Source organism: Caproicibacter fermentans, from assembly GCF_014303955.1.
Lineage (GTDB): Bacteria > Bacillota > Clostridia > Oscillospirales > Acutalibacteraceae > Caproicibacter > Caproicibacter fermentans.
The window spans coordinates 978,610-1,003,538 of record NZ_CP060286.1; the positions used below are offsets into that span (position 1 = coordinate 978,610).

Below are 24,929 nucleotides of genomic sequence, written 5' to 3' on the forward strand. Positions count from 1 at the left end.
TGCTTCAGCGCGTCGTGCGTGCAGGCTCAGCCTGCGGGGCCTTCAAAATTAAACAACGATTGGATAATTCAGTCATCCGTAACCGACCTTGGATGTTGGAACAGAATGTTTCATCTGCTCGGGTCTCCATAGAAAGGAGGTGATCCAGCCGCACCTTCCGATACGGCTACCTTGTTACGACTTCACCCCAGTCGCCAATCCTACCTTCGGCGGCGCCTTCCTTGCGGTTAGGCTACCGACTTCGGGTATTACCGGCTCCCATGGTGTGACGGGCGGTGTGTACAAGGCCCGGGAACGTATTCACCGCGGCATGATGATCCGCGATTACTAGCAATTCCAGCTTCACGCAGGCGGGTTGCAGCCTGCGATCCGAACTGAGACCGTTTTTGGGGTTTTGCTCCACCTCGCGGCTTCGCTTCCCGTTGTTAACGGCCATTGTAGTACGTGTGTAGCCCAGGTCATAAGGGGCATGATGATTTGACGTCGTCCCCACCTTCCTCCGTTTTGTCAACGGCAGTCTGATTAGAGTGCTCTTGCGTAGCAACTAATCACAAGGGTTGCGCTCGTTGCGGGACTTAACCCAACATCTCACGACACGAGCTGACGACAACCATGCACCACCTGTCTCAACTTTCCCCGAAGGGCACCTGATGCATCTCTGCTTCGTTAGTTGGATGTCAAGACCTGGTAAGGTTCTTCGCGTTGCTTCGAATTAAACCACATACTCCACTGCTTGTGCGGGCCCCCGTCAATTCCTTTGAGTTTCAACCTTGCGGTCGTACTTCCCAGGTGGATTACTTATTGTGTTAACTCCGGCACGGAAGGGGTCAGACCCCCCACACCTAGTAATCATCGTTTACGGCATGGACTACCAGGGTATCTAATCCTGTTTGCTACCCATGCTTTCGTGCCTCAGCGTCAGTTAAAGCCCAGCAGGCCGCCTTCGCCACTGGTGTTCCTCCCGATCTCTACGCATTTCACCGCTACACCGGGAATTCCGCCTGCCTCTACTTCACTCAAGCACCACAGTTTCAAGTGCAATCCATAAGTTAAGCCCATGGTTTTCACACCTGACTTGCAGTGCCGCCTACGCACCCTTTACACCCAGTAAATCCGGACAACGCTTGCTCCCTACGTATTACCGCGGCTGCTGGCACGTAGTTAGCCGGAGCTTCCTCCTCAGGTACCGTCATTATCGTCCCTGAGGACAGAGGTTTACAATCCGAAAACCTTCTTCCCTCACGCGGCGTTGCTGCATCAGAGTTTCCTCCATTGTGCAATATCCCCCACTGCTGCCTCCCGTAGGAGTCTGGGCCGTGTCTCAGTCCCAATGTGGCCGTTCAGCCTCTCAGCCCGGCTACCGATCGTTGCTTTGGTGGGCCGTTACCCCGCCAACCGGCTAATCGGACGCGAGTCCATCTCTCAGCGGATTGCTCCTTTGATTTTATCACCATGCGGCAACAAAATGTCATGCGGTATTAGCGTCCGTTTCCAGACGTTATCCCCCTCTGAAAGGCAGGTTCCTCACGCGTTACTCACCCGTCCGCCACTAAAACAGTTCAAAGCAAGCTTCAATCTGTTTCCGTTCGACTTGCATGTGTTAGGCACGCCGCCAGCGTTCGTCCTGAGCCAGGATCAAACTCTCTAAAATATGGTATATAATCACCCGAAGGCGTTTATATCTATACTTAGAGTCGTTTCGGCTCTTCAGTCGATACACTAACGTATCTTTTGGTTTTTTTTGAAAGAGTGTCCCTCTCTTTTCGTCCGAAAGTACTTTTACTCTCGAAATCTTTACGGGTTCCTTCTTTATCGTCTCGTTGTTTAATTTTCAAGGTCCCATCGTCAAAATAAACAGAAGAAATTTCAAAATCAATTTGGCTTACAGCAAACTGTTCTGATTTTTGCTCCGTTTTTCGACGGCTTAACTATAATATCACGTCTTAAAGCCGCTGTCAACGCTTTTTGGGCCCTTTTTAAAAGTTTTTTGATTATATAAGGTTCTTGAAGTAGAATCTTATGTTTGCTATAATGTTTGACAGCGCTTTTCAATAATAAGGGGGGATCGGTTTGCCGATTAGAATACAGGATTCTCTTCCCGCCCGGCATGTGCTGGAGTCAGAGAATATTTTTGTCATGACACAGGAAAGGGCAATGAGTCAGGATATTCGCCCTTTGAAAATTGTCATTTTGAACCTGATGCCTACAAAAATCGAAACGGAAACCCAGCTGCTTCGTCAACTGAGCAATTCTCCGCTGCAGGTAGACGTCGAGCTGATGCAGATGGCCACTCACTTTTCAAAGAACACGTCTCAGACTCACCTGAATACCTTCTATAAAACATTTGCGGAATTGAAGAATCAAAAATTCGACGGAATGATTGTAACGGGAGCGCCGGTGGAAAAACTCCCGTTTGAGCAGGTTGACTACTGGCCGGAGCTTTGCGACATTATGGCTTGGAGCCGTAAAAATGTTTATTCCACGATGTATATCTGCTGGGGGGCTCAGGCCGGTCTGTATTATCATTACCGCATCCCCAAATATTTGCTTGCCAAAAAGATCTCCGGAATTTTCATGCACAGCGTCCTTCTCCCGCTGCACCCGCTGGTGCGTGGATTTGACGACGATTTCTGGGCGCCGCATTCGCGCTATACCGGGACCCGCCGGGAGGATATTCTGGTACATCCGGAGCTCGAAATTCTTACCGAATCAAAAGACGCGGGGCCGCACATTATCGCGGCGAAAAGCGGCCGGCAGTTCTTTGTCACGGGGCACGAGGAATATGAACGCGATACCCTGAAAAAGGAATATCTTCGGGATTTAAAAAAAGGAATTGGTCCGGAAATGCCGAAAAATTATTTTCCGGATAACGATTCGGCCAAAGAACCGCCGTTTCTCTGGCGCAGCCACGCGAGCCTGATGTTTTCAAACTGGCTGAACTATTATGTATATCAGCAGACCCCTTATGATATTAAGGATATTACTGAATAAAGGCCCAACTCATAAGCTTTAAACAGCAATATCAATCATGCTGTACGAAAGGCCGGGAAACAGCAAACAAGCTGCTTCCCGGCCTTGTCATGATAATTTCAACTGCAATTCTTTCAGAATCTTCTTTTCCCGCCGGGACACCTGCACCTGCGTCATGCCAAGCGCGGAGGCTGTTTCCGTCTGTGTACGGTTCTGAAAGTAACGGAAAATGATGATACTGCGGTCCCGCGGCTCCAGTTCCGTCACGACCTGCTTGAGCGACAACATCTCGGCAATTTTATCATCATTGGATTCAACGCCGACATCAATCTGCCCTCCTCCGTCTTCCTCCGTCGCAGTCAGGGAAATCGGCAGCTGCGCCGCTCCCAAAGCCTCAGCCGCCTGTTCCGGCTCCACCTCCAGCAAATCGGCGAGTTCCTGAATCGTCGGAGATCGTCCTTCGCGTTCCAAAAACGACGCGGAAAGGCGAGTAGCGCGAAGCGAAAGCTCCTTGAGCCCGCGGCCGACTTTGATCGCGCCGCCGTCGCGGAACAATCTGCGGATTTCCCCCAGGATCACGGGAACCGCGTAAGTGGAAAATTTGACGCCGCGGTCCGGGTCAAAATGATCGACCGCCTTGACCAGGCCCAGACATCCCGCCTGAAACAAATCGTCATACTCGACGCCGCGCCCGCGGAAATGCCTTGCACAGGAATGAACGAGTCCGATATTTTCCCGAACCGCCTGATCCCTATCCATTCTGCTTGGGGCGGCGTTCCATCGTTTTTTTCATGGTGACCGTCGTGCCCTTTCCGGGTTTGGAGGTCACACGAAGCTTATCCATAAAGCTCTGCATGACGGCAAAACCAAGGCCGGCCCGTTCTCCCTCCTGGGTTGTGAAAAGCGGCTGCATTGCCTGCTCGATATCTTCGATCCCGCAGCCTTTGTCGCGGATTTTTACAACGATGCCGCCGTCCTCATAAAGACGGCATGTTATGTATATCACTCCGATCGTATCCCGGTATGCGTGAACAATGCAATTCGTAACCGCCTCGGAAACCGCGGTTTTAATGTCGCAGAGCTCGTCCACCGTGGGGTCCAGCTGCGCAATGAACGCCGAAACTGCGGCCCGGGCGAACGCTTCGTTGGATGAACAGCTCAGTAAAGAAACTGACATCTCATTAACCGGCTTCAAATTCATTATCCCCCTTAATTACACATAGCTGGTTCAAACCCGCCAGTGAAACGATTTTTTCAATTTTTCTTGGAAGGCGGACAATTTCCACCGTCCCCCCCCACAGCTGCATCAGTTTGCAGCGGCCCATAATCAGCCCGATGCCGGAACTGTCCATAAACTGCACCGCGGAAAAATCGAAAATAATTTTTTTCGGCTTGACTCTGGACGCGGTCTCATCAATCTCCCCCCGAATTTCCCTTGCGGAATGGTGGTCAATCTCCCCGCTCAGAACCGCCGTCAGGACTCCTTCCCTGAGAATCAGCCTGACGCCCATAGAAAAACCTCCCGTTTTTTGAATTAGGGTAGTATACCCATTTTTATATGAATGATACATGACGATTAAAAAATCCCTTATCAAAAAAATAAAATAAAGACCAACAGTAATGCGGCTTTCGAGCGTTTTTGTAGCAACGCCGAAGCAACAGCATGTCCTTCCTGATTTATATAGCATAATTAATGCTATCAGACTTAGGACAAAAATCTTAACGAAGTTTGTCGACGCATAAAAATCAGCCCGCTCACATCAGGCGGGGCCTTTACTCACTTTACCGTTTTCCACCCTCCTCTTTCCCGTCAATCCCCTTTAGCTCTGTGTAGATCTGATCTCGTGCTATAGCCGAATGTCGCGATTTTCAATAATTTTTCCAATACTTTATCCATTCCCGTCACCCCTGTAATATTTCCTTCTAATTATTAAGATTGGAATAATTCACCCGAGGCTAATTTCCCCTGCCCGGTCCGCTGAGGCATTGCCTTGCAAATAATTCAGCTTGAATTTTAAAAGTTGCACAAAGCAAAAACAGATAGTTTGTTCTATCAGCAGTGCAAAAATTTAATTAATTATATCCATAAATTTACTGTAATTGTTAATTATGGGTTTATATAAAGTATAATATTACATCTAATATTTATTTTTATTAGGAAGTCCTTTCTTTAATTTGTTAATTTTTAGACTTGACCTTATTATAGTATTGATTACAATAATACGTAGCTTGGAAAAATTGGTACCAACAATTTTAAGCAAAGTTAATCAAAATTAAGGAGGTTATATTTTATGCCAAGAAGTAAACATCTGTCACGCGCTATTTGTTTTGCTTTATCTTTTTGCTTTATGTTTTCGGCGGTCTTCTGCCTGTCATCCGCAAAAGCGTATGCAAGTACGGATCCGAATGTTCAGCTTCTTTACGCCCAGAGAGACGAGCCGGGCGAAGCTGCATACGGCGGCTACTTGGGATTCATCGACGTTAAAAATCTTGCGTATCAAAAAAATGTAACCGTGCATTATACAACAGACGGAAACTCCTGGCAAGATGTTTCAGCTCAATATTTGAAAAATGATCCCGAAGATCCACAGTATGACGTGTGGGAGTTTAGCATTTTTGCTCCTTCTTCACCCGTAACGTTTGCAATTAAATATGAAGTCAACGGTCAAACCTATTGGGATAATAATAACGGAAATAATTACACTCTTTCGCCGACGGACCCTATCGTTCTGGAAAAATGTGCGCTTAAAACCGCACAGCTCAAAGAAGGGTCTCCCACAGCGATATTCCTGAAAAACCTCGGATATGAAAAAACCGTGCTTGTGAAATACACGACAGACAATTGGGCTACTACTAACAGCGCAAACGCCAGTTATGAAAAAACTTTGCCGGGCAATGTTGAGCAGTGGAGCATACCGAGCGATCTTCCTCATGGCTCCAACGTAAAATACTTCGTATCTTATACTGTAAACGGCATTACCTATATCGATAACAACTTCGGTGACAATTATACCAACTATTAAATATTACAATTCAATCAAAAAAAGGGCCGCTGCAAAACGAAAATTTGCAGCGGCCCCTTTTTTGTGTTTAAGAGTCATCCGGTTCAATGTTTTGTTGAAAACTTACGGCCTTTTTATCCCACCGGAAATTTATTCAGAAAGATTGCTCGAAATTTGCGGACAAGCTCTATTTTTTAGCTAAGTTCCAAAATTTGAGTGCGCGGGGGCGAAGGTCCCCCGCAAGATACAGGGATCCGCAGATCAGCAAAGCCCCGTCCGGTTTCAAATATTTACTCGCCTTTAGGAGCGCGTCGTCGAACCCGGCTGCAGGTTCCGAACCTGTGCCGAGCCGGAGCCAGCGCTGTGCCAGCATCCCGGCATTCATGGCGCGCGGGCTGGAAGGCTCCACCGTTATGACGCGGGCGAACAGCCCCGACAGATTCTTGAGGGCGGCGTCAACATCTTTGTCCTGCAGCATACCCATTACGGCGACAAGCTGCCGCCCGGAGAAATAACGGCGGACCGCGTCGGCCAGAGCGGCTGTACCGTCCGGATTATGCGCTCCATCCAGAATAATAAGCGGGCTTTGCGACAAGATCTCAAACCGGGCGGGAAACACGGCCTCGGAGCAGCCGTTGATTACCGCTTCGTCCGGAATGGAAAAACCGCATTCCCGCAGCACTTCCAAAACAGTTAGCGCCGTCGCAGTGTTTTTGACCTGATGTTCCCCAAGGAACGGGATTCGAAGTCTGGTGCCGCGCCAAAGCAGCTGCGTACCGGACAGATCGGAGGAAAGCTCCGTGACATCGGTGCGGGCCGCGTCTATAAAACGGTTGCGGCGCTCCGCGGCAATTCTGCGGATGGTCTCCAGGGCTGCGGGCTTTTGATCCGGGTAACTGACCGTTACGCCGCCGTCCTTGATGATCCCGCATTTCTCATAGGCAATCTGTTCCACCGTATCACCCAGAATTTTCGTATGGTCGAGAGAGATGGAGGTAATCACCGAAACCAGAGGCTTTTGAATGACATTGGTTGCATCCAGACGTCCGCCGAGCCCGACTTCCAGAACAACAAGGTCGCAGTTGTTTTCCGCATACCACAGAAAAGCCATCGCGGTGACGGCCTCAAATTCCGTGATGATTTCCCCCCGCGATTTCATCTCTTCGATCACAGGGAAAACACGGTCGGCAAGAGAAGCCAGCTCCTCACGTGAAATCATCTGACCGTTCATCTGCATCCGTTCACAGAAATCCGTAATATGGGGCGAAAGATACAGCCCCGTCCGGTACCCGGCGCAGCGGAGAACGGACGCAAGCAGCACACAGGTGGTGCCCTTCCCGTTGGTTCCCGCCACATGGAGAAATTTCAGCTTGTCCTGTGGGTTTCCAAGCCGTTCCATCAGCCCGCCGATGCGTTCCAGGCCGGGCCGCGAACCGAATTGCTGCAGCGCTTCAATTTTCTGAATTGCCTCTTCGTAGTTCATTTTTCCCTCTCGGTATAAAACGGGAGCATCAAAGCTGATGCTCCCGGTAGAATTCCTTCAGTTCCTTCTTATCCTTTTCTGAAAGTCCGTGCCAGCGAATTCCCTGCACCGCGCCTTCCAGCGCGCACAGACGGTTGTAACAGGCGGAGGGATCAAAGCCCTGGATACGAAGCCATGCTTCCCGGCTGCCGATTTCTCTGAGCTGCTCCGGCGTTTCGACGCCGGCCCGGCGGAGCTGCTGCCCCACCGCTTTGCCGATGTTCGGCATAGCCTCCAGTGTTTCCATTTCTGTTCCCTCCTATGATTGACAAAGCAGAAAACCGCGCCGCTATTTTAACGATTCCAGAGACGACTGGATCAGCGCAATATGGTCTTTCAGCTTCGCGGCGTTCTGCCGGACGCCTTCCACCACATTTTCAGGGGCTTTCGTAATAAACTTCTCGTTTTTCAGCTTCGCCAGCGCGGTTGTCAGCTGCTTTTGCGCTGCTTCGAGTTCCTTTGACAAACGGGTTTTCTCCGCCTCACGGTCAACCAGCTCATCCGTAGGAATCAATACTTTCGCATCCGGCGTAACAATCGTAACGGCATCCGTCACATTGAGGTCCGTGCCGATTTCAACGCGATTTGCGTAGGCGAGGCGCTCCAGAATCGCGGCGCCTTCCCGGAACGTTTCCGGTGACGCGGTGTCGACCGACAGATGCGTCCGACGCGACGGCGGAACATTCATTTCCGCGCGGCGGTTGCGAACGGCGCGGACGGCTTCCATAATTTTGCCCATTTCCTGCGCCGCTTCCGGGAAATTGTGGGCTTCCTGCGGAACAGGCCATTGGGAAACCATAATAGATTCGCCCTCGTGCGGCAGGGCCTGCCAGATTTCCTCGGTGATAAAAGGCATAAACGGATGCAGCAACTTCAATGTTCCCGACATCACCCAGACCAGCACCCGGCGCGCGGTCTGAGCCGCTTTTTCATCGCCGGAATTCAGACGGATTTTGGAAATCTCGATGTACCAGTCGCAGAATTGATCCCAGAGGAAATCATACAGCTTCTGAACGGCAATTCCGAGTTCAAATTTATCCAGATTTTCCGTGACCTCTCCCGCTACGCGGTTGAAGGAATCCACAATCCATTTGTCCTCCAGGGCAAGATCTTCCGGAAGGGTACCCGGAACGTCTTTTCCTTCCAGATTCATCAGGATAAATCTGGCGGCGTTCCAGATTTTATTCGCAAAATTCCGGCTTGCTTCCACCTTTTCCTGCGAATAACGCATATCGTTCCCGGGGCTGTTGCCGGTTGCCAGGGTAAAGCGGAGCGCATCCGCGCCGTATTTGTCGATTTCCTGCAGCGGATCGATCCCGTTGCCGAGAGACTTGCTCATTTTGCGGCCCTGTGCGTCGCGCACCAGACCGTGCATCAAAACATTGTGGAACGGAACCTCGTCCATCTGCTCAATGCCCGAAAAAATCATGCGGGCGACCCAGAAGAAGATGATATCGTACCCGGTAACCAGCGTGTCGGTAGGATAGAAATAACCCAAATCAAGGGTTTTGTCCGGCCATCCGAGCGTAGAAAACGGCCAGAGTGCGGAAGAAAACCAGGTGTCCAGCGTATCCGGATCCTGCTTTAATTTTTTGGAGCCGCACTTTGGGCAGACATGGGGCTCTTCACGGGATACAATCGTTTCTCCGCAGTCCTCGCAGTACCATGCCGGAATCCGGTGCCCCCACCAAAGCTGGCGGGAAATGCACCAGTCCTTGATGTTCTCCATCCAATGGTAATAGATTTTAGAGAAACGATCCGGAATAAAGCGAACCTTTCCGTTCTGAACTTCCGTGATTGCGGGTTCGGCCAAAGGTTTCATCTTCACAAACCACTGCTTGGAAACGCGGGGCTCCACCGCCGTTCCGCAGCGGTAGCAGGCGCCGACATTGTGCTTAATCGGCTCAACCTTAATCAGGAAGCCTTCCGCCTCCAGATCTTTCACAATCTTTTTCCGGGCGTCCGCTCCGGTCATACCCGCGTAAGCGCCGCCGTTCTCATTGATATTGCCGCTCTCGTCCATCACATTGATGACTTCCAGGCCGTGGCGCAGTCCTACTTCAAAGTCGTTCGGGTCATGGGCAGGGGTAATTTTCACCACTCCGGTTCCGAAGTCGCGCTCGACGTATTCATCGGCAATCAGCGGAATTTCACGGTTTACCAGCGGGAGAATCAGCGTTTTGCCAACCAGATCCTTATAACGTTCGTCCTCCGGATGGACGGCCACGGCGGTGTCGCCCAGCATGGTTTCCGGGCGGGTGGTCGCAAGCTGGATATACCCGCTGCCATCCTTGAACGGATAACGGATATGCCAGAAAAATCCGTCGCGCTCTGAAAATTCCACCTCCGCGTCGGAAATGGAGGTTTTGCAATGGGGGCACCAGTTGATAATGCGCTCGCCGCGGTAGATCAGCCCCTTTTCATACAGGCTCACGAAAACCTCGCGGACGGCTTTGGAGCAACCCTCGTCCAGAGTGAAGCGTTCCCGGTCCCAGTCGCAGGAGGACCCCAGCTTTTTCTGCTGCTCCACGATTCTGCGGCCGTACTTTTCTCTCCAATCCCAGGCGCGCTTTAAAAACGCCTCGCGGCCGATTCCTTCTTTCGTCAGGCCCTCCCTGCGCATGGCCTCGACGATCTTCGCCTCGGTAGCAATGGAAGCATGATCCGTGCCGGGCAGCCAAAGGGCGCAGTAACCCTGCATCCTGCGGTAGCGGATCAGAATATCCTGCAGGGTGCAGTCGAGGGCGTGTCCCATATGAAGCTGCCCCGTGATGTTGGGCGGCGGCATAACAATGGTATAAGGCTTTTTTTCCGGGTCGCGTTCCGCATGGAAAAGATCACCGGACAGCCAAAAATCGTAAATTCGGTCTTCCACTTCCCGTGGGTCATAGGTCTTTGCCAATTCCCTGCTCATTTACTTTCCTCCAATCGGTCAAACACGCAGGTTTAACCGAATTATTATGCCACTTTCAGGATTTTTTGTCAATCAGCCGCCGGCCGGAACCGGAGCCGTACAGTTACCCGAAACGGTACAGTCAATCAAAACGGCAAGACACAGGCAGAGGAGAATGTTTTCCCGGTCGTTTATGTCAACTCCATAGCAGTCTCCCGCCACGCCCCAGTACTTGCCGTGCGTCATGACGACCTGAGATGCTTCATTCAGAATATCGAAAGAACGGGTGAGAAAGCTTCCGCGAAAATGCCAGCGTTTCCCCCGTATCCTGACGGGCTTGCGCAAAGAGAAGCAGTTGATGGCAACATGGATTCTCTCTCCGCCCGCCGCGGCAGAATACTGAGCGGCACCGGAAATCCGCACGGCGGAAATCCGGCCGACAACATCGTGCGAGCCGTCCAGCAAAAAAAACCTGTTGCCGAAAGGAGTTGTTCTGCCGGTTACTTCATAGACCGGTTGGCCTTTGGAATTCAAGATGGTAAAAAGGCAACGGGCTCCCCCCACAGGCTTGATATAAAACTGCAAGCGGACCCCTCCCCTTCTGCGGCAAATTCTTTTTTAATCATACCATTTTTCTTGGGACGCGGCAAGCCGCTTATAAAAAAAACGCCCGGGGCTTTTGCCCCGGCGCAGAAATTGATTTGACCGGATTCCGCGGATTATTTTCCTTCCGACAGAATCGGAACCCGCTTTGTATGCGACATGGAAAACGCGATATTCGTCGCATGATCCGCAATTCGTTCCAAATTAATCAGCAAGTCGTTGAAAAGCGCGCTGGACTCCGCGTTACATTGACCGTTGTTCAGCCTGCAAATGTGGTTTTCTTTCAGCTCTTCGGTACGGTTGTCGATCGTTTCCTCCGTATTGTTTACCGTGAAGGAAAGCTCCGCGTCGTTGCTGCCCAGGAGAAACAGCTGAAAGGAGTCGTCCAGTATGCTTACAATCAGGTTCTGCATCTCATGCAGTTCATCGGATGCAACGCTGCTCAGCGACGCTTTCCCGTCTATGACGATCTGCGCCTGCTCGCCTATGTTCTCGCTGTGATCGCCGATTCTTTCAATATCGTTGATCACATGGAACAGCGCGCCGACAATTTGGCGGTCGTTATCCTCAAGATCGAGAGCGTTGATCCGGATTAAGAAAGATGTGATCCTTTGATTCAGGAAATTGATGACGCTCTCGTTTTCCTCTAACTCCTTGATTTTCACAGGATCCTTGTCAAAGAGTGCGGCCATCGAGTTCAGAAAATTTGTTTTTGCCAGGCTGGCCATGCGGCCTACTTCCTTTAAAAGCTGCGATACCGCCACCGGAGGAGTGCTGAGAATGCGGGAATCCAGGTATTTCAGGCTCATGGCCTGCGAACGGGCGTCTTCACCCGGGATGATCTTGTAGGCCAGTCGGATCAGGACACCGCTCATCGGCAGCAAGAGCGCCGTTGTGACCACATTGAAGATAATATGCACCAGGAAAATCTGGAACAGCACATTTTCCGGCGACAGGAACATGACCAGCCGGGCAAACGGCGTGATGATGGTAATAACCGTAAACAGCGCCGCACCGATCACGTTGAACAGCAAATGAACGATCGCGGTCCGCCGGGCGGTTCTGTTCGTCCCGATGGAAGAAAGCATGGCAGTGACGCAGGTGCCGATATTGAGACCAAAAATAACAAAGATCACGGATTTCAAATCAATCACGCCGGAAAGCGCGAGCGACTGAAGGACGCCCACCGTTGCGGAGGAACTCTGGATGACCGCAGTGAAAAGCATCCCGGCCAGCAGACCGATCAGCGGATTCTGGAAATTCGTGATAATGTCTGAAAAAAGCGTGGACTGTCCAAGCGGCTTCATGGCCGAGCTCATCGTGGACATTCCGAGAAAGAGAATACCGAAACCGGCGATAATCTGACCGATATGTTTCGAGTTGCTTTTCTTCGAGAACATGATCATCCCGACGCCGACAAAAACCGCCACCGGGGCAATCGCCATGAAATTAATTGCAGTGATCAGACCCGTCACGGTCGTGCCGACGTTCGCGCCCATGATAATGCCGACGGCCTGGGTCAAATCCATGATGCCGGCGTTGACAAAGCCGACCACCATGACCGTAGTTGCGGATGAGCTTTGGATCACGGCCGTGACCGCGAATCCGAGCAAAGCCCCCATGTATTTGTTCGTAGTCAGCCGTTCCGCCATTTCTTTAATCCTGGAACCCGCCGCAAGCTCCAGGGACTCCCCCATCAGCTTCATCCCGTACAGGAACAGTCCCAGGCCGCCAAGCAGCATCAAGATATTATCCAGCGTCATAGTTTCTCCTGCCAATCGTTTTATTTGCTATGTTTTCCTGATTAAATCGGATATACAGAGTTAAGCGTATCCGCTTTGTTAATATTCTGTAAAATCCATGTAAAATAATATTACGAAAAGCAGGCTGCTATATTCCGGTGCCGAAAATATCTTGATCTTGAAGATATTTTTTCTTTTCATGATTACTATTAATTACTTAGTAAGCGGAATTTGCAAATATATGTTATAATGAAAGAAAACTTTCATTCGGAGGAGAAAATGCGTCGGTACTTGCAACAAGCCGGAATCGGCAAGAGACTCTGGTTTCTGATTCTTTTCCCAGCGTCGCTGCTTCTTACCATTTGTGCCGACTTGAAGTCTTCGTTTGCGGAATGGTATGCGACCGGGTTCTATTCCGCTCTTTCCCGAACCGTGAACCGTATGACCGGACTCGTTCCTTTTTCCATTGCGGAAGTTCTGGTCATCCTGTGTTTTCTGGGCCTTCCAACCGCCATTATTCTGTTTAGCGTCGGAATTGTCAGAAAAAAAGGAGGCCGCGCCCCCTTCGCGCTGAAATCGGCAATTAATCTGGCGGTTTTTGTCAGTATTGTCTATTTTTTATTTACCTTAAACTGCGGAATCAATTATTACCGCTACCCGTTTGCCGACACCTGCGGGCTAAAAGTGCAGCCCTCTTCCCAGGCCGAGCTGAAAAAGCTCTGCGCTTCGCTTGCTTCGGACTTGAACCGTCTCCGCCCCGGCCTTGATACAGACGGGCATGGCGTTATGAAGCTCCATTCGGGGCGCATCGGCAAAACCGCAGTGCAGGCAAAGCTGGCCTACGATAAGATCGAACAGGACTATCCCCTGCTGCGCTCCGGCTACAGCGCTCCCAAGCTCGTTACTTTTTCCAGACTGATGTCCCGATGCGATATCACCGGTATCTTTTTTCCTTTTACTTTTGAAGCCAATGTCAACAACGACGTTCCGGAATACACGATTCCCGTCACCATGTGCCATGAACTTTCCCACCTGCGCGGGTATATGCGGGAAGATGAAGCAAACTTTATCGGCTATCTGGTCTGCCGGAAAAGCGGCGATCCCGATTTTGAGTATTCCGGCGATATGCTCGCCTTCACTTACGCAAACAACGCGCTTTTTTCCGCCGATTCAGACGCCGCAGATCGTATTTACTCATCGCTTGATGACGGGGTCCGCCGCGACCTGTCTTTTAATTCGGCATACTGGAAACAGTTTGAAGGCCCGGTTGCGAAAGTCTCTAACAGCGTGAACAACCAGTACCTGAAAGCAAATCGTCAGGAGGACGGAGTCAAAAGCTACGGCAGAATGGTTGATCTTTTGCTGGCGCTGCAGCGAGCGAATCAACATTAAAATTTTCTTTCTCCTTGACAAAGAGATTTTTTAGTCTTATAGTAAGTTTAACGATATATCGGAAAACATAATAAAGGAGCAAACGCCTTGCATGAATCCTACCAGACCGGAGCATTGACGGAAATTACTTTTTATATTCTGCTGAGCACTTTTCAGCCTAACCATGGATATGGAATTATGCAGACGATTGAAACAGAGACGCAGGGTCGGCTTGTTCCGGGTGCGGGAACCCTGTACGGAGCGCTCCGCGTTTTGATAAAAAAGGGCTGGATCTCGCCCTGCGGTAAAACAGAAAACGGGCGCGGGCAGCTGTACCTGATTACAGAACAAGGAAAACAGGCGGTTGCGAAAGAGACGTCTCGAATCAACCGGCTGCTGCAAACGGCAAAAAAACTGACAGCAGGGAGGAATCTGCATTGATTAACAAGTTCAGAATACGTTATCTGTTCGCTCCTCTTTCCGGACGGGAAAAATGGCTGAATCAAATGGCGGCTTCCGGTTACCGTCTGAAAGGCGTCTCAAAACTTCACCGCTATTCTTTCGAACCATGCTCACCGAACGAATATGAATACCGGGTGGAATTCGCAGCCGACCGGTCCGCCGATGAACTAAGAAAGTACCGCGCATTTCTGTCGGAACTCGGAATCACCGCTTATCCCGTCAGCGGCAGCCTTGGAAAATACTCATACGGAAATATTCGGCTTCGCTGGTTTGGCGGGGCGAGAATCTCGCTTGCCACATCTCCCGGGAACATCAATTCCGAATTTTTAATCCTGGAAAAGAAGAAGGACGGAAAACCGTTTCAGCTTCATTCCGACTTGAACAGCCTGATGGAATACATGAGAAAATGCCGTGGGGCATGCCTGTCGCTTGCGATCTTTTTTGCGTTTTTTACCATTATGAATCTTTCAAAAGGGTTGTGGACAGAAGCGCTTCTATGCGCTTTGGCTTTTGTGATTCCCTTGATTTTTACAACTGTCTGGTCATGGAAAATTCATCTGGTTCAACGGGACCATAAAATACACGAATGATATAAAAATTGAAAAGCAGTCCCTGAAAAGCACGAGATGCTTTTCAGGGACTGCTCTGATTATAACCATCAGCTCTTCCGTTTTTGGTGCTTTACTGAGGATTTTCGGGGTTCTCGGGCTGCTGAACCGGCTGTGAAGGTTCTTCTCCGCCGACATCAATCGGGTCAATGCTGCCGTCGGAAATCTCAACCTTGCCCTTCATTTTCGCCCCGCTGCTGATCGTGATGGTTGTCGAAGTGATATCGCCGATAATGACGGAATTTCCCTGACAGCTGACGTTTCCCATCACATGGACGTTTCCCTTCAGCTTTCCGTCTATTGTCAGATTCCCGCACTTGATATCCCCCACAATGACGGAGTCACTGTCCACGTTAACATCTTCGGCCGCATTCAAACATCCCCGTACCGTGCAGGTGTATAAATCGATGCTGGCCCCCTGAACATTGCCAACCTGCTTTCCGTTGATTTTCACATTCCCCGAAGTCGCGATGCTGCCCGTCATGCTGCCAAGCATTTCAATGCTGCTGTCCGATTTTATGTCGCCGGTAATTGTCGTTCCCTGCGAGATCACCGTGACGTTTTTGGGAATTTCAGCAGTCGGATTTTCAAAATTTCCGGAGGGCTCCCCGTAACCGGAATCCGATTTTGAATGACCCTCATCATAAATCTCATCCTGTTTTGCCATGCCCGCACGGCTAAAATTCATGTTCTCCGCTTTTTCCCTGTTCATCGGGGCTGTTTCCTCCATCTCAAGGTCGGTGTCCTGATACGGCCCGTTCCAGATTTTTTTTACTATTTTGGCAAAGGTAGTCTCGCGGTTTTCGCTCGCGATATCCATGTGCTTTTGCCTCCAATATAAAACTGGGCTTGCGGCTACCAAAACAGCAACTCACTGCCTGTGCGTATAATGATAATACATAATTCGATAAATTTCCACTATTTTCTGGGTTTTCAGTAATTTTTTTTAATATTTAGGATGTTTTTTGAAGTTTTTGAATTTTAAGGAACAGTTACATGCGGGCAAAGCCCTGTTTTACTGGCAGCGCCTCAAGGCGCTCGGAGTTTTCTTACGCTTGCAACGGTACTTCTCACCCCCTGCCCCCTCCCATTTCATGGAAGCCGCCTGCTTTCGCTTCGAAATTAGAATGGGAGGAGTTTGGGGTAGGTTCGATGACATTTTCTGCTCAACGCTAAAGCTCTTCTGAACCCCCCGGCATAGCCGGGGGGCAAAGGGCACAAAAAACCGGAGCCGGCTAACTTCGCCGGCTCCGGTTTTGCAGTTATTCCGTCATCAAGCTGCAAATCTGATTGGAGAATGCAACCGGATCGTCAATCGGCGCCCCTTCGATCAGCAGCGCCTGTGTATAGAGCAGAGACGCATAGGTCTTGAGTTTCTCCCTGTCAGAGTCATACAGCTTTGTGAGCTTTTCGAACACGGGATGGTTTGCGTTGATCTCCAGCACGCGTTGTGCCTTCACCTTGTCCTGCTCCGCGTTGGGAAGTGAATTCAGAACCTTTTCCATTTCCATTGAGATTGCTCCGCTTGTGGTCAGGCAGACAGGATGGGTTTTCAGCTTGTTGGAGAGAACAACGGCCTTTACTTTGCCATTGAGCGCATCCTTCAAAAACGCAAGCATGTCCTTATTCTCTTCTACCTTTTTGGCTGCCTCCTGTTTTTCCTCCTCGGTCTCCAGATCCAGATCGTCCGCGGAAACGGATTTGAACTCCTTATCCTGGTACTTTTCAAGCACGCGCATGGCAAATTCGTCGATCGGGTCGGTAAGATACAAAATTTCATATCCGTGGTCCTTCACAGCCTCGGTCTGCGGAAGCAGCTCAACCTTCTGCACGGTTTCGCCGCAGGCGTAATAAATATATTTCTGGTCTTCCTTCATTCGGGCGACATATTCGGCCAGGGTGGAATATTTTTCACCGGCCGAGGTGTGGAACAGCAAAAGATCCTTTAAAGCATCCTTGTGGGCCCCAAAGTCCTGGTAGACTCCGTATTTGAGCTGAAGTCCAAAGTTCCGGAAGAATTTTTCGTAGTCTTCACGTTCGTTTTTCAGCATGGATTCCAGCTCCGACTGGATTTTCTTTTCCACCCGGCCCGCGATAACCGCCAGCCTGCGGTCATGCTGAAGCATTTCGCGGGAGATGTTCAGGGAAAGGTCCTGGGAATCGACCAAGCCGCGGACAAAACTGAAATAATCCGGAAGCAGATCGGCGCATTTGTCCATAATCAAAACGCCGTTGGAATAAAGCTGAAGGCCCTTCTCGTACTCCTTCGTGTAAAAATCATACGGGGCTCTGGCCGGAAGGTACATCAGCGCGTGAAAAGTTGCAACGCCCTCTGTGTACATATGAATGACTCTGGCGGGGTCCTCGTAATCCATAAATTTGTCCTTGTAAAACTGATGATACTGTTCCTTTGTAATCTCATTCTTATTTTTCCGCCAGAGAGGAACCATGCTGTTCAGCGTTTCTTCTTCGGTATAGCTTTCATATTCATCCTTGCTGCCCTCTTTCAGGCGGCTTTTCTCCACGTTCATCCGAATGGGATAACGGATGTAGTCGGAATATTTTTTGATGAGGCTTCGAAGGGTGTATGCATCCAGATATTCACCGTACTTCTCGTCTTCGGTATCGGGCTTCAAATCGATGATAATATCTGTTCCGCAGGTTTCTCTTTTTTCGCAGGGCTCGACGGTATACCCCTCCGCGCCGTGCGACTCCCAGCGGAAGGTCTCATCGCCGCCAAACGCCCGGCTGACGACGGCGACATGATCGCTGACCATAAACGCGGAATAGAATCCCACCCCGAACTGACCGATAATCTCGATATCCGGCTTCTTTTCAAATTCGTTTTTAAAATCGAGAGAACCGCTCTTGGCGATAGTGCCGAGGTTGGTCTCCAGCTCCTCCCTCGTCATGCCGCAGCCGTTGTCCGAAATCGTAAGCTTCCGGTTTTCCTTGTCCGGCACAATCCGAATGGCAAAATCGTCGCGGTTCAGCCCGGTATTTTCCTCTGAAAGCGTCTTATAATAAAGTTTATCGATGGCGTCGCTCGCGTTGGAGATCAGTTCCCTCAGAAAAATCTCCTTGTGAGTGTAAATCGAGTGAATCATCAGATCCAAAAGGTGTTTTGATTCCGCCTGAAACGGCTTTATCGGCATAAAAAATCCCGTCCTTTGCAAAAAAAGAATTAGCACTCAAAATGTCCAAGTGCTAATTCTTATTTTATTCTATCGGACGGAAAATTTCAATAGGACAATTGTTAAATTTTTGTATCATAATCGAGTCGGAACATAATCGTGGTCCACCGTGATGACCGGATAGCAATTTCCCGGAACTCCGCGCACCCTTTCCGTTATTTGCCTCACGAGTTCTTCATCCGACAAGGGAAACCCGAAGGAAACGCAAATGTCAAACACAAGATTGGCATGGGTCGGACCCCAGACGACGCGAAAATCGTGCATTCCGATCTCGGGAGAAATCTCGGCAATCAGCTGAGTAATCTGCCGTTTCAGTTCATTGGTCCGCGGATCATTCGTTGTAACCGGGTCCATGTGAATAACGAGATGAATCCCCTTTTTTTCCAGAAAGTCGCGCTCAATATTGTCTATGATGTCATGACTGAGCAGAATGTCCCGTTCGGCGGGCACTTCGCAGTGTACGGTTGCAAAGCAGCGCCCCGGACCGTAGCTGTGAACATTCAGATCGTGAATGCCTAGAATCCCGTCATAAGCGCTGATCGTGCGGTAAATATCATCCACGAATTCCCGGGTCGGCGCCTCGCCAAGCAGAGGATTCCCCGTTTCACGGACCAGCTGAAAGCCGGTAAACATGATCATAACGGCGACGACCAGACCCATATATCCGTCCAGGTTAAAACCGGTCAGCCGTGTGAGCACCGCCCCCACCAGAACGGCCGAGGTAGCCAGAACGTCGTTCATGCTGTCCGCCGCGGTCGCGGAAATCGTCGAGGAGGAAATCGTCTTTCCTACTCTGCGGTAAAAAGCGCCCTGCCACGCTTTCAGCAGAATGGAACAAACCAGCACCGCCACGACGATCAGGCTGAATTCGCTTTGCTCGGGACGGATTATCTTATTTATGGAAGTCTGGGCAAACTGGAATCCGGTTACAAACACAACCAGAGAAACCATCAGCCCGCTGATATATTCGATTCTGGCATGCCCGTACGGATGGTCGGAATCGGCAGGCTTCGCGGCCATCTTAAACCCGACCAGGGTAACGATGGACGATGCGGAATCGGTCAGGTTGTTCACCGCGTCCGCCGTCACGGAGATGCTGTGAAACAGCAGTCCGACGGTTATTTTCCCGGCAAACAGAAACAGATTCGTCACAATGCCGACCAGACCGGAAAATTTACCATAGCGTTCCCGCACCTGCGGGTCATCGATCTTCTGGTAATTCCTGATGAACAGCCGAATTAAAAGGCGTGTCATTTTTAACCCCCGAACAGACTGCCGCCATGACAGTCGATGGCCGTCAAAAGCGGAAAATCCTCAAATTCCAGACGCTTGACCGATTCGCAGCCGAGCTCCTCAAACGCGATCACTTCCAGCGAACGGACGCATTGCGCGGCCAGAGCCCCGGCTCCGCCGATTGCGCAGAGATACACCGCTTTGTTGCGCCGGATCGCGTCCACAACCGCCTGCGACCGGTTCCCCTTGCCGATCATGCATTTCAGGCCCAGGTCCAAAAGGCGGGGCGAAAACACATCCATACGGGACGAAGTCGTCGGGCCGCAGGAGCCGATGGGCAAGCCGGGCGGCGTTGGAGTCGGCCCGGCGTAATAAACCGAAGCTCCGCAGAGCTCAAACGGCAAAGGCTCCCCTTTGTCCAGCATGGCAAAAATTCTTTTGTGCGCGGCGTCGCGCGCGGTGTATACCGTTCCGCTGAGCAGCACACGGTCGCCGGCATGCAGTGCGGCGGCGGCCTCAGACATCTCCGCGGTATGAATTCGAATGGAATCCATGTCAATGATCCCCCTTTTTCTATGTAAAAAGGGAACCGCGCGGCAGTCCCCTCTTTGTATCGGATATGATTTTCAATTACAGCATTTTCTTTCTGTGAAGAATCCAGTACGCGATCGCAATGCAGAGGAACGATAAGGCGGCCGGAAACCAAAAGCTGGGGAACGGTATTCCCTTGACGTTCATTCCATAAGCGCCGGTAATCACCGCCGGCACCGAAAACAGCAGTGTAATGGATGCCAGCGCCTTCATTACGATATTCAGATTGTTCGAAATAACGGACGCAAAGGCATCCATGGTTCCGGACAATATATTCAGGTGTATGTTGGACATTTCAATGGCCTGTTTCACTTCAATCAGAACATCTTCCAAAAGGTCCTGGTCTTCGTCGTACAGCTTGATCACCCTGCCCCGCATGATTTTTTCCAGAGTGATTTCATTCCCCTTTAAGGAAGAGGAAAAATAAACAAGGGATTTTTCAATATCCAGCAGCTGCAGGAGTTCCGAGTTTTTCATCGACTCCCTCAGTTCCGATTCCACGGTATTGCTGATTTTATCGATCTGTTTCAGGTACTGCAGATAGCGGCTGGCCACGCGAAGCATGATATGCAGCAAAAAACGGGTTTTCAGATTGGTACGCACGCCCTTGACCAATCCCCGTGCGAATTCGTCGACAACCGTATTATCGCGGATGGAGATCGTGATCACATTTTTTTCCGCCAGGATCAGCCCCATCGGCATTGTGGAATAGGCCAGGCTCTTCCCATTCTGTTCCACAACCGGAATATCGATCACAACCAGTGTGTTATCATCCTCATTGTCGATATGGGAGGATTCCTCTTCATCCATTGCGGCACGAATAAAATCCGGCTCAATCGCAAAATCCGCAATCAGGCTTTCTATCTCGCGGTCGTCCGGAGCAACACAGTTGATCCAGCAGCCGGGCTCGCACGCCTCGATCTGCGTCATGCGTCCATCCACCGTTTTGAAGTAGGACAGCATTGTGCTCATCTCCTTTATGAAATTTTCTTCGCGGTTTCCCCAAAGGGTCGGGATTCACAATGCCACCCCCTTTAAAAATTTACTGATTTCTTTTCCATGAGCTATTATAGCACATAAAACGGAGATTGCAAGAGAGTGGGCGATATTTTAAGGCCTATTTTTCCGTACCGGTCGAAAAACATCTTCAGCAGGCTTTTTTGATTGATTTTAGCCATTTTATACTAAAACGCAGAGTCAAAACCTGTTTTTCATATGTTTCGCTTTTCCGGGAGATCTCATTCACGCAATCACCCCAAAGAAAAAGCAGACCCCCCTCGGGGTCTGCCTTCGGTGCTTCCCTTACGTTCAGGATTTTCGATTGAAAATCTGCATGATATCGGTAAAATCGTCGTCCTCGATCGAACTGCCGTCGTGGACGGCAGCCCGCTCATGACTCCCTTCTTCCTGCTTTTCCTTCGATTTCGAAACGGGTTCGTCCCCGGCGGACGTTGCGAATCCCGTCGCGATGACCGTCACGCTCATTTCATCGTCCATATTTTCATCAAACGCTGCGCCCCAAATGATGTTCGCATCCTCGTGCGCCTGCGACGCGATCATGGACGACGCGGTTTCTATTTCATCAAGTCCGATGTCCGGCGAAGAGGTAATGTTGATAATAACACCCTTTGCCCCGTTGATGGCGGTCTCCAGAAGCGGGCTGGAAATCGCCATGTTCGCCGCTTCCTGGGCCTTCTCTTTGCCGGAGGCCCGGCCGACGCCCATATGCGCGTAACCGGCGTCTTTCATGACCGCGGTAACGTCCGCAAAATCAAGATTGACCAGCCCGGGAAGCTTAATCAGGTCCGAAATGCTCTGCACGCCCTGACGCAGCACGTCATCCGCGATGGAGAACGCGTTTAACAGGGTGATACGCTGCTCGCTGACCAGTTTCAGCCGCTCGTTGGGAATAACCACAAGCGAGTCCACATGCTCCCTCAGGGCCGTTATGCCGTTTTCCGCCTGTTCCATGCGGCGGCGGCCCTCAAACTCAAAAGGTTTGGTGACAATACCAACCGTCAGAACCCCCATATCGTGCGCGATTTCTGCCACAATCGGCGCGGCGCCGGTGCCGGTGCCGCCCCCCATGCCCGCCGTGACAAAAACCATGTCGCTTCCGCGGATTGCGGCCGCGATGGCCTCCCTGCTTTCGTCGGCGGCCTTTTGTCCCATCTCGGGTTTGGAACCGGCGCCCTTTCCATGGGTCACTTTTTCACCGATCTGAATTTTCTGCGTGGCTTTGGAACGGTAAAGCGCCTGCCTGTCCGTATTTACGCTGATAAACTCAACGCCCTGTACGCCCATGGCAACCATCCTGTCAATCGCGTTGCCGCCGCCGCCGCCGACCCCAATGACTTTTATTTGAACAATATTATCAAAGTCATTTTCAATTTCAAAAGGCATGTGCCGCAATCCCCCTTATGCGAATCCTTTTTTGTGTAACCGCCTGTATCGTAAATTTGTCAATTATATATCGTCCCATACTAAATTATTATACACGATTCAGGTTCAATTTCAATAAATATTTTCCTTTTTGCTCCAAATATAGCGCGAAAAGCCCGCAGCGCTTTCAAGAAGTCGTATCCGGATCAAAATAAGCGGTATCGTTATCCTCTACGGTCGAAAGATTCAGAACTCCTTTTTCCGTATCCTTGATGTTGCCATGATCAAACAGCGCCTTTGCGTAAAGGATTTTATAGTCAAGCCCGGAGGGCATCCCAAGGTTGATCGTAACGCGTCCGTCATAATTCAGCGTTATTGCGGAAGTCCGGCTGAAATCCAGTCCCGTTATTTTACCCAGACCGTTCTTTTTCACGGCGTTTTCCACATCCGTCAAAGACGTCTGAAGGGATTTGTTTGCAAAGTCGGCTTTGTTTCCGATCTTTGCGCTTTTCAGCGTGATGCCCTTGATGGGCGGACAGTTCTGCGGAAGCTTGTCCGCCAATTCCAGCACCCTGAAATCTTCGCTCAGCACCGCGTATTTTTTGGAGTATTCCACCGCTCCGCAGACCTTAGCTTCCGAAACCTGAATGCTGATCCCCGCAGGAAATTTTCGTTTGACCTTGACAGAACCGATATAGGGAAGGCTGCTTTGAATCTTTTTTTCCGCCTGCTTTGTTTTCGCCAGGAAAAGGTTCTCCCCTGTTTTGATCCCGCACGCGCTTTTAATCTGCTCCTGGGAATAGCGGGAGGTGCCGGTCACCTCTACGGAATCGATTTTGAAAAGCACTGTGAGCGATAAGACCGCCGCCGACGAAATCACTGTGACAAACAGAAGAATATAAAAAATCAAAAGCGCCCTTCGCCTGCGCCGCCGTCTGTTTTCAGCGCGGACTCCGGCCCGGGAGGGCACGCCGACGTTCTCCCTCCGGGCAGACCTGTAAGCACCGTTTCCCATATCGTTTACACGCGACGTGTGCCGTCCGTTTTTCAAATCCCTCATGTTCCAGTTTCCTTCCGGCGAAATTCAAACGCGCCTGATATCCGCTCCCAGCAGGGCAAGGTTTTTTTCAATAGACTCATAGCCTCTGTCCAGATGATGCAGGCCGTACACTTCCGTTGTTCCCTGTGCGGCTAAACCGGCCACCACCAGAGCTGCTCCTCCCCGCAGATCCGATGCCTCCACCGTAGCCCCGGAAAGCCTCTTTACGCCTTCGACAACAGCGACCCGCCCTTCCACCTTAATGTTTGCTCCAAGGCGAAGCAGTTCGCCTACATGTTTGTAGCGGCTTTCAAAAATGTTTTCCACAAACATGCTGGTGCCCTCCGCCAGAGTCGTCATCGCCATGACAGGAGCCTGCGCATCCGTTGGAAAACCCGGATACGGCATCGTCCTGATGCTCTTAATCCGGCTGAGATGCTTCGGGGCCGATATCCGTATGGAGCTGTCGTAAAGATCGACCTGACATCCGCTTTCTTCCAAAGCCGGTATGACGGGGGCCAAATGTTCCGGTATCACGCTGGACACTGTCAGCGTGCTTCCCGTAATCGCGGCTGCCGTCATAAAAGTCGCCGCCGCAATGCGGTCAGGTATGACGAAATGCTCGCATCCGGTCAGACGGCGGACCCCTTCCACACAGATCGTACTGTTGCCCGCTCCGTGGATTTTAGCTCCGCAGGAATTCAAAAAATCCGCCAGATCGGAAATTTCCGGCTCGCGGGCCGCGTTGTTGATCACGGTTTTCCCCTTTGCCAGACAGGCCGTAATCATGATGTTTTCGGTAGCCCCGACGCTCGGAAAAGAAAGGTTGATCACGGCGCCCTTCAGGCCGTTCGGAACCACACAGTCCAGACAACCGTGATCCTCTCTGATGTCGACCCCCATTTTTCTCAGTGAGGATAGGTGCAGGTCAATCGGGCGCGGGCCAAGCTCGCAGCCCCCTGGAAAAGATAGAATTGCCCGATCCAGACGGCTGACAATCGCACCCAGAAAAATGATTGAAGAGCGCATCTCCCGCATCAGGTGGTCGGGGATATCGTAGTTTTTCGCTGTAAGCGGGTTAATAACGACGTCTCCCGCAGTACGCTCCACTTTGCAGCCGAGATGCCGAAGAATCTTAATGGCTGTGTCCACATCTGAAAGCGCAGGACAGTTATGTAGGACGCATTCTCCTGCGCATAAGAGCGACGCGGCCATCAACGGCAGCGTACTGTTTTTGGCCCCGTGAATCTGCACTTCTCCTTTCAGCTTTTTTGTGCCATGTATCAGCAGTTTCGACATAGCAACACCCCCACATAA

The 24,929-nt window shown here is 50.7% G+C and carries 21 protein-coding genes and 1 rRNA gene; 5 read left to right on the forward strand and 17 right to left on the reverse strand.

Annotated features, from left to right (window positions below):
• Positions 1 to 132 precede the first annotated feature (132 nt).
• Positions 133 to 1,651 (reverse strand): 16S ribosomal RNA (locus tag HCR03_RS04845).
• Between the two features lie 419 nt (positions 1,652 to 2,070).
• Between HCR03_RS04845 and metA the strand changes: the two genes are divergently transcribed.
• Positions 2,071 to 2,991: a homoserine O-acetyltransferase MetA gene (gene metA, locus HCR03_RS04850; RefSeq protein WP_066647396.1), complete on the forward strand. Its 921-nt coding sequence runs from the start codon at positions 2,071 to 2,073 to the stop codon at positions 2,989 to 2,991.
• Positions 2,992 to 3,078: 87 nt separating this feature from the next.
• Here metA and HCR03_RS04855 read toward each other — a convergent pair whose 3' ends face one another.
• Genes HCR03_RS04855 through HCR03_RS04865 form a run of 3 tightly spaced genes read right to left on the reverse strand, consistent with a single transcriptional unit; the run spans position 3,079 to position 4,481 of the window.
• Positions 3,079 to 3,729: a sigma-70 family RNA polymerase sigma factor gene (locus HCR03_RS04855; protein WP_066647399.1), complete on the reverse strand. Its 651-nt coding sequence runs from the start codon at positions 3,727 to 3,729 to the stop codon at positions 3,079 to 3,081.
• Positions 3,722 to 4,165 (reverse strand): anti-sigma F factor, encoded by a 444-nt coding sequence (gene spoIIAB / locus HCR03_RS04860; RefSeq protein ID WP_276529269.1) that lies wholly within the window; start codon positions 4,163 to 4,165, stop codon positions 3,722 to 3,724. Before spoIIAB ends, HCR03_RS04855 begins: the two co-directional genes overlap by 8 nt.
• Complete coding sequence (locus HCR03_RS04865) at positions 4,152 to 4,481, reverse strand: STAS domain-containing protein (protein WP_156990724.1); 330 nt, start codon at positions 4,479 to 4,481, stop codon at positions 4,152 to 4,154. The genes spoIIAB and HCR03_RS04865 overlap by 14 nt, the downstream gene beginning before the upstream one ends.
• A 780-nt stretch (positions 4,482 to 5,261) precedes the next feature.
• Between HCR03_RS04865 and HCR03_RS04870 the strand changes: the two genes are divergently transcribed.
• Positions 5,262 to 5,993: a carbohydrate-binding protein gene (locus HCR03_RS04870; protein ID WP_066647407.1), complete on the forward strand. Its 732-nt coding sequence runs from the start codon at positions 5,262 to 5,264 to the stop codon at positions 5,991 to 5,993.
• Between the two features lie 166 nt (positions 5,994 to 6,159).
• Here HCR03_RS04870 and HCR03_RS04875 read toward each other — a convergent pair whose 3' ends face one another.
• From HCR03_RS04875 to HCR03_RS04895, 5 genes are all read right to left on the reverse strand, one after another.
• A complete protein-coding gene (locus tag HCR03_RS04875) occupies positions 6,160 to 7,455 on the reverse strand; it encodes a bifunctional folylpolyglutamate synthase/dihydrofolate synthase (protein ID WP_187036939.1) in 1,296 nt (431 codons plus the stop codon).
• Between the two features lie 28 nt (positions 7,456 to 7,483).
• Positions 7,484 to 7,741 carry a TfoX/Sxy family protein gene (locus HCR03_RS04880; RefSeq protein WP_066647414.1) on the reverse strand — a complete coding sequence of 86 codons (258 nt, stop codon included), beginning with the start codon at positions 7,739 to 7,741 and terminating at the stop codon, positions 7,484 to 7,486.
• A 42-nt stretch (positions 7,742 to 7,783) separates the two neighbouring features.
• The gene (locus tag HCR03_RS04885; protein ID WP_156990139.1) at positions 7,784 to 10,408 is read right to left on the reverse strand and encodes a valine--tRNA ligase; all 2,625 of its coding nucleotides are present in this window, start codon (positions 10,406 to 10,408) and stop codon (positions 7,784 to 7,786) included.
• 72 nt (positions 10,409 to 10,480) lie between these two features.
• Complete coding sequence (locus HCR03_RS04890) at positions 10,481 to 10,972, reverse strand: LURP-one-related/scramblase family protein (RefSeq protein WP_156990140.1); 492 nt, start codon at positions 10,970 to 10,972, stop codon at positions 10,481 to 10,483.
• A gap of 134 nt (positions 10,973 to 11,106) precedes the next feature.
• Positions 11,107 to 12,753, reverse strand: a complete 1,647-nt coding sequence (locus HCR03_RS04895; protein ID WP_156990141.1) for a Na/Pi cotransporter family protein — start codon at positions 12,751 to 12,753, stop codon at positions 11,107 to 11,109.
• Positions 12,754 to 13,011: 258 nt separating this feature from the next.
• On the opposite strand from HCR03_RS04895, the gene HCR03_RS04900 reads away from it, so the two are divergent.
• From HCR03_RS04900 to HCR03_RS04910, 3 genes are all read left to right on the forward strand, one after another.
• Positions 13,012 to 14,124 (forward strand): DUF3810 domain-containing protein, encoded by a 1,113-nt coding sequence (locus tag HCR03_RS04900; RefSeq protein ID WP_187036941.1) that lies wholly within the window; start codon positions 13,012 to 13,014, stop codon positions 14,122 to 14,124.
• An 87-nt stretch (positions 14,125 to 14,211) separates the two neighbouring features.
• On the forward strand, positions 14,212 to 14,544 hold the full coding sequence (locus HCR03_RS04905) for a PadR family transcriptional regulator (RefSeq protein WP_066647426.1): 333 nt from the start codon (positions 14,212 to 14,214) through the stop codon (positions 14,542 to 14,544).
• On the forward strand, positions 14,541 to 15,155 hold the full coding sequence (locus tag HCR03_RS04910) for a DUF2812 domain-containing protein (RefSeq protein ID WP_156990143.1): 615 nt from the start codon (positions 14,541 to 14,543) through the stop codon (positions 15,153 to 15,155). Before HCR03_RS04905 ends, HCR03_RS04910 begins: the two co-directional genes overlap by 4 nt.
• A gap of 91 nt (positions 15,156 to 15,246) precedes the next feature.
• On the opposite strand, the gene HCR03_RS04915 is transcribed toward HCR03_RS04910, so the two are convergent.
• From HCR03_RS04915 to murA, 8 genes are all read right to left on the reverse strand, one after another.
• Entirely contained in the window at positions 15,247 to 15,993 is a 747-nt protein-coding gene (locus tag HCR03_RS04915; RefSeq protein WP_066647434.1) for a bactofilin family protein, read from the reverse strand.
• 442 nt (positions 15,994 to 16,435) lie between these two features.
• The gene (gene htpG / locus HCR03_RS04920) at positions 16,436 to 18,328 is read right to left on the reverse strand and encodes a molecular chaperone HtpG (protein WP_187036943.1); all 1,893 of its coding nucleotides are present in this window, start codon (positions 18,326 to 18,328) and stop codon (positions 16,436 to 16,438) included.
• 114 nt (positions 18,329 to 18,442) lie between these two features.
• Positions 18,443 to 19,621: a cation diffusion facilitator family transporter gene (locus tag HCR03_RS04925; protein WP_187036945.1), complete on the reverse strand. Its 1,179-nt coding sequence runs from the start codon at positions 19,619 to 19,621 to the stop codon at positions 18,443 to 18,445.
• 2 nt (positions 19,622 to 19,623) lie between these two features.
• The gene (locus HCR03_RS04930; protein ID WP_187036947.1) at positions 19,624 to 20,154 is read right to left on the reverse strand and encodes a FumA C-terminus/TtdB family hydratase beta subunit; all 531 of its coding nucleotides are present in this window, start codon (positions 20,152 to 20,154) and stop codon (positions 19,624 to 19,626) included.
• 76 nt (positions 20,155 to 20,230) lie between these two features.
• Positions 20,231 to 21,154 (reverse strand): magnesium transporter CorA family protein, encoded by a 924-nt coding sequence (locus HCR03_RS04935; protein ID WP_187036948.1) that lies wholly within the window; start codon positions 21,152 to 21,154, stop codon positions 20,231 to 20,233.
• Positions 21,155 to 21,499: 345 nt separating this feature from the next.
• Positions 21,500 to 22,594 (reverse strand): cell division protein FtsZ, encoded by a 1,095-nt coding sequence (gene ftsZ / locus HCR03_RS04940; protein WP_187036950.1) that lies wholly within the window; start codon positions 22,592 to 22,594, stop codon positions 21,500 to 21,502.
• Between the two features lie 166 nt (positions 22,595 to 22,760).
• Positions 22,761 to 23,633 carry a cell division protein FtsQ/DivIB gene (locus HCR03_RS04945; protein ID WP_156990145.1) on the reverse strand — a complete coding sequence of 291 codons (873 nt, stop codon included), beginning with the start codon at positions 23,631 to 23,633 and terminating at the stop codon, positions 22,761 to 22,763.
• 24 nt (positions 23,634 to 23,657) lie between these two features.
• Positions 23,658 to 24,911, reverse strand: a complete 1,254-nt coding sequence (gene murA / locus HCR03_RS04950; protein ID WP_066647777.1) for a UDP-N-acetylglucosamine 1-carboxyvinyltransferase — start codon at positions 24,909 to 24,911, stop codon at positions 23,658 to 23,660.
• Between the last annotated feature and the right edge of the window lie 18 nt (positions 24,912 to 24,929).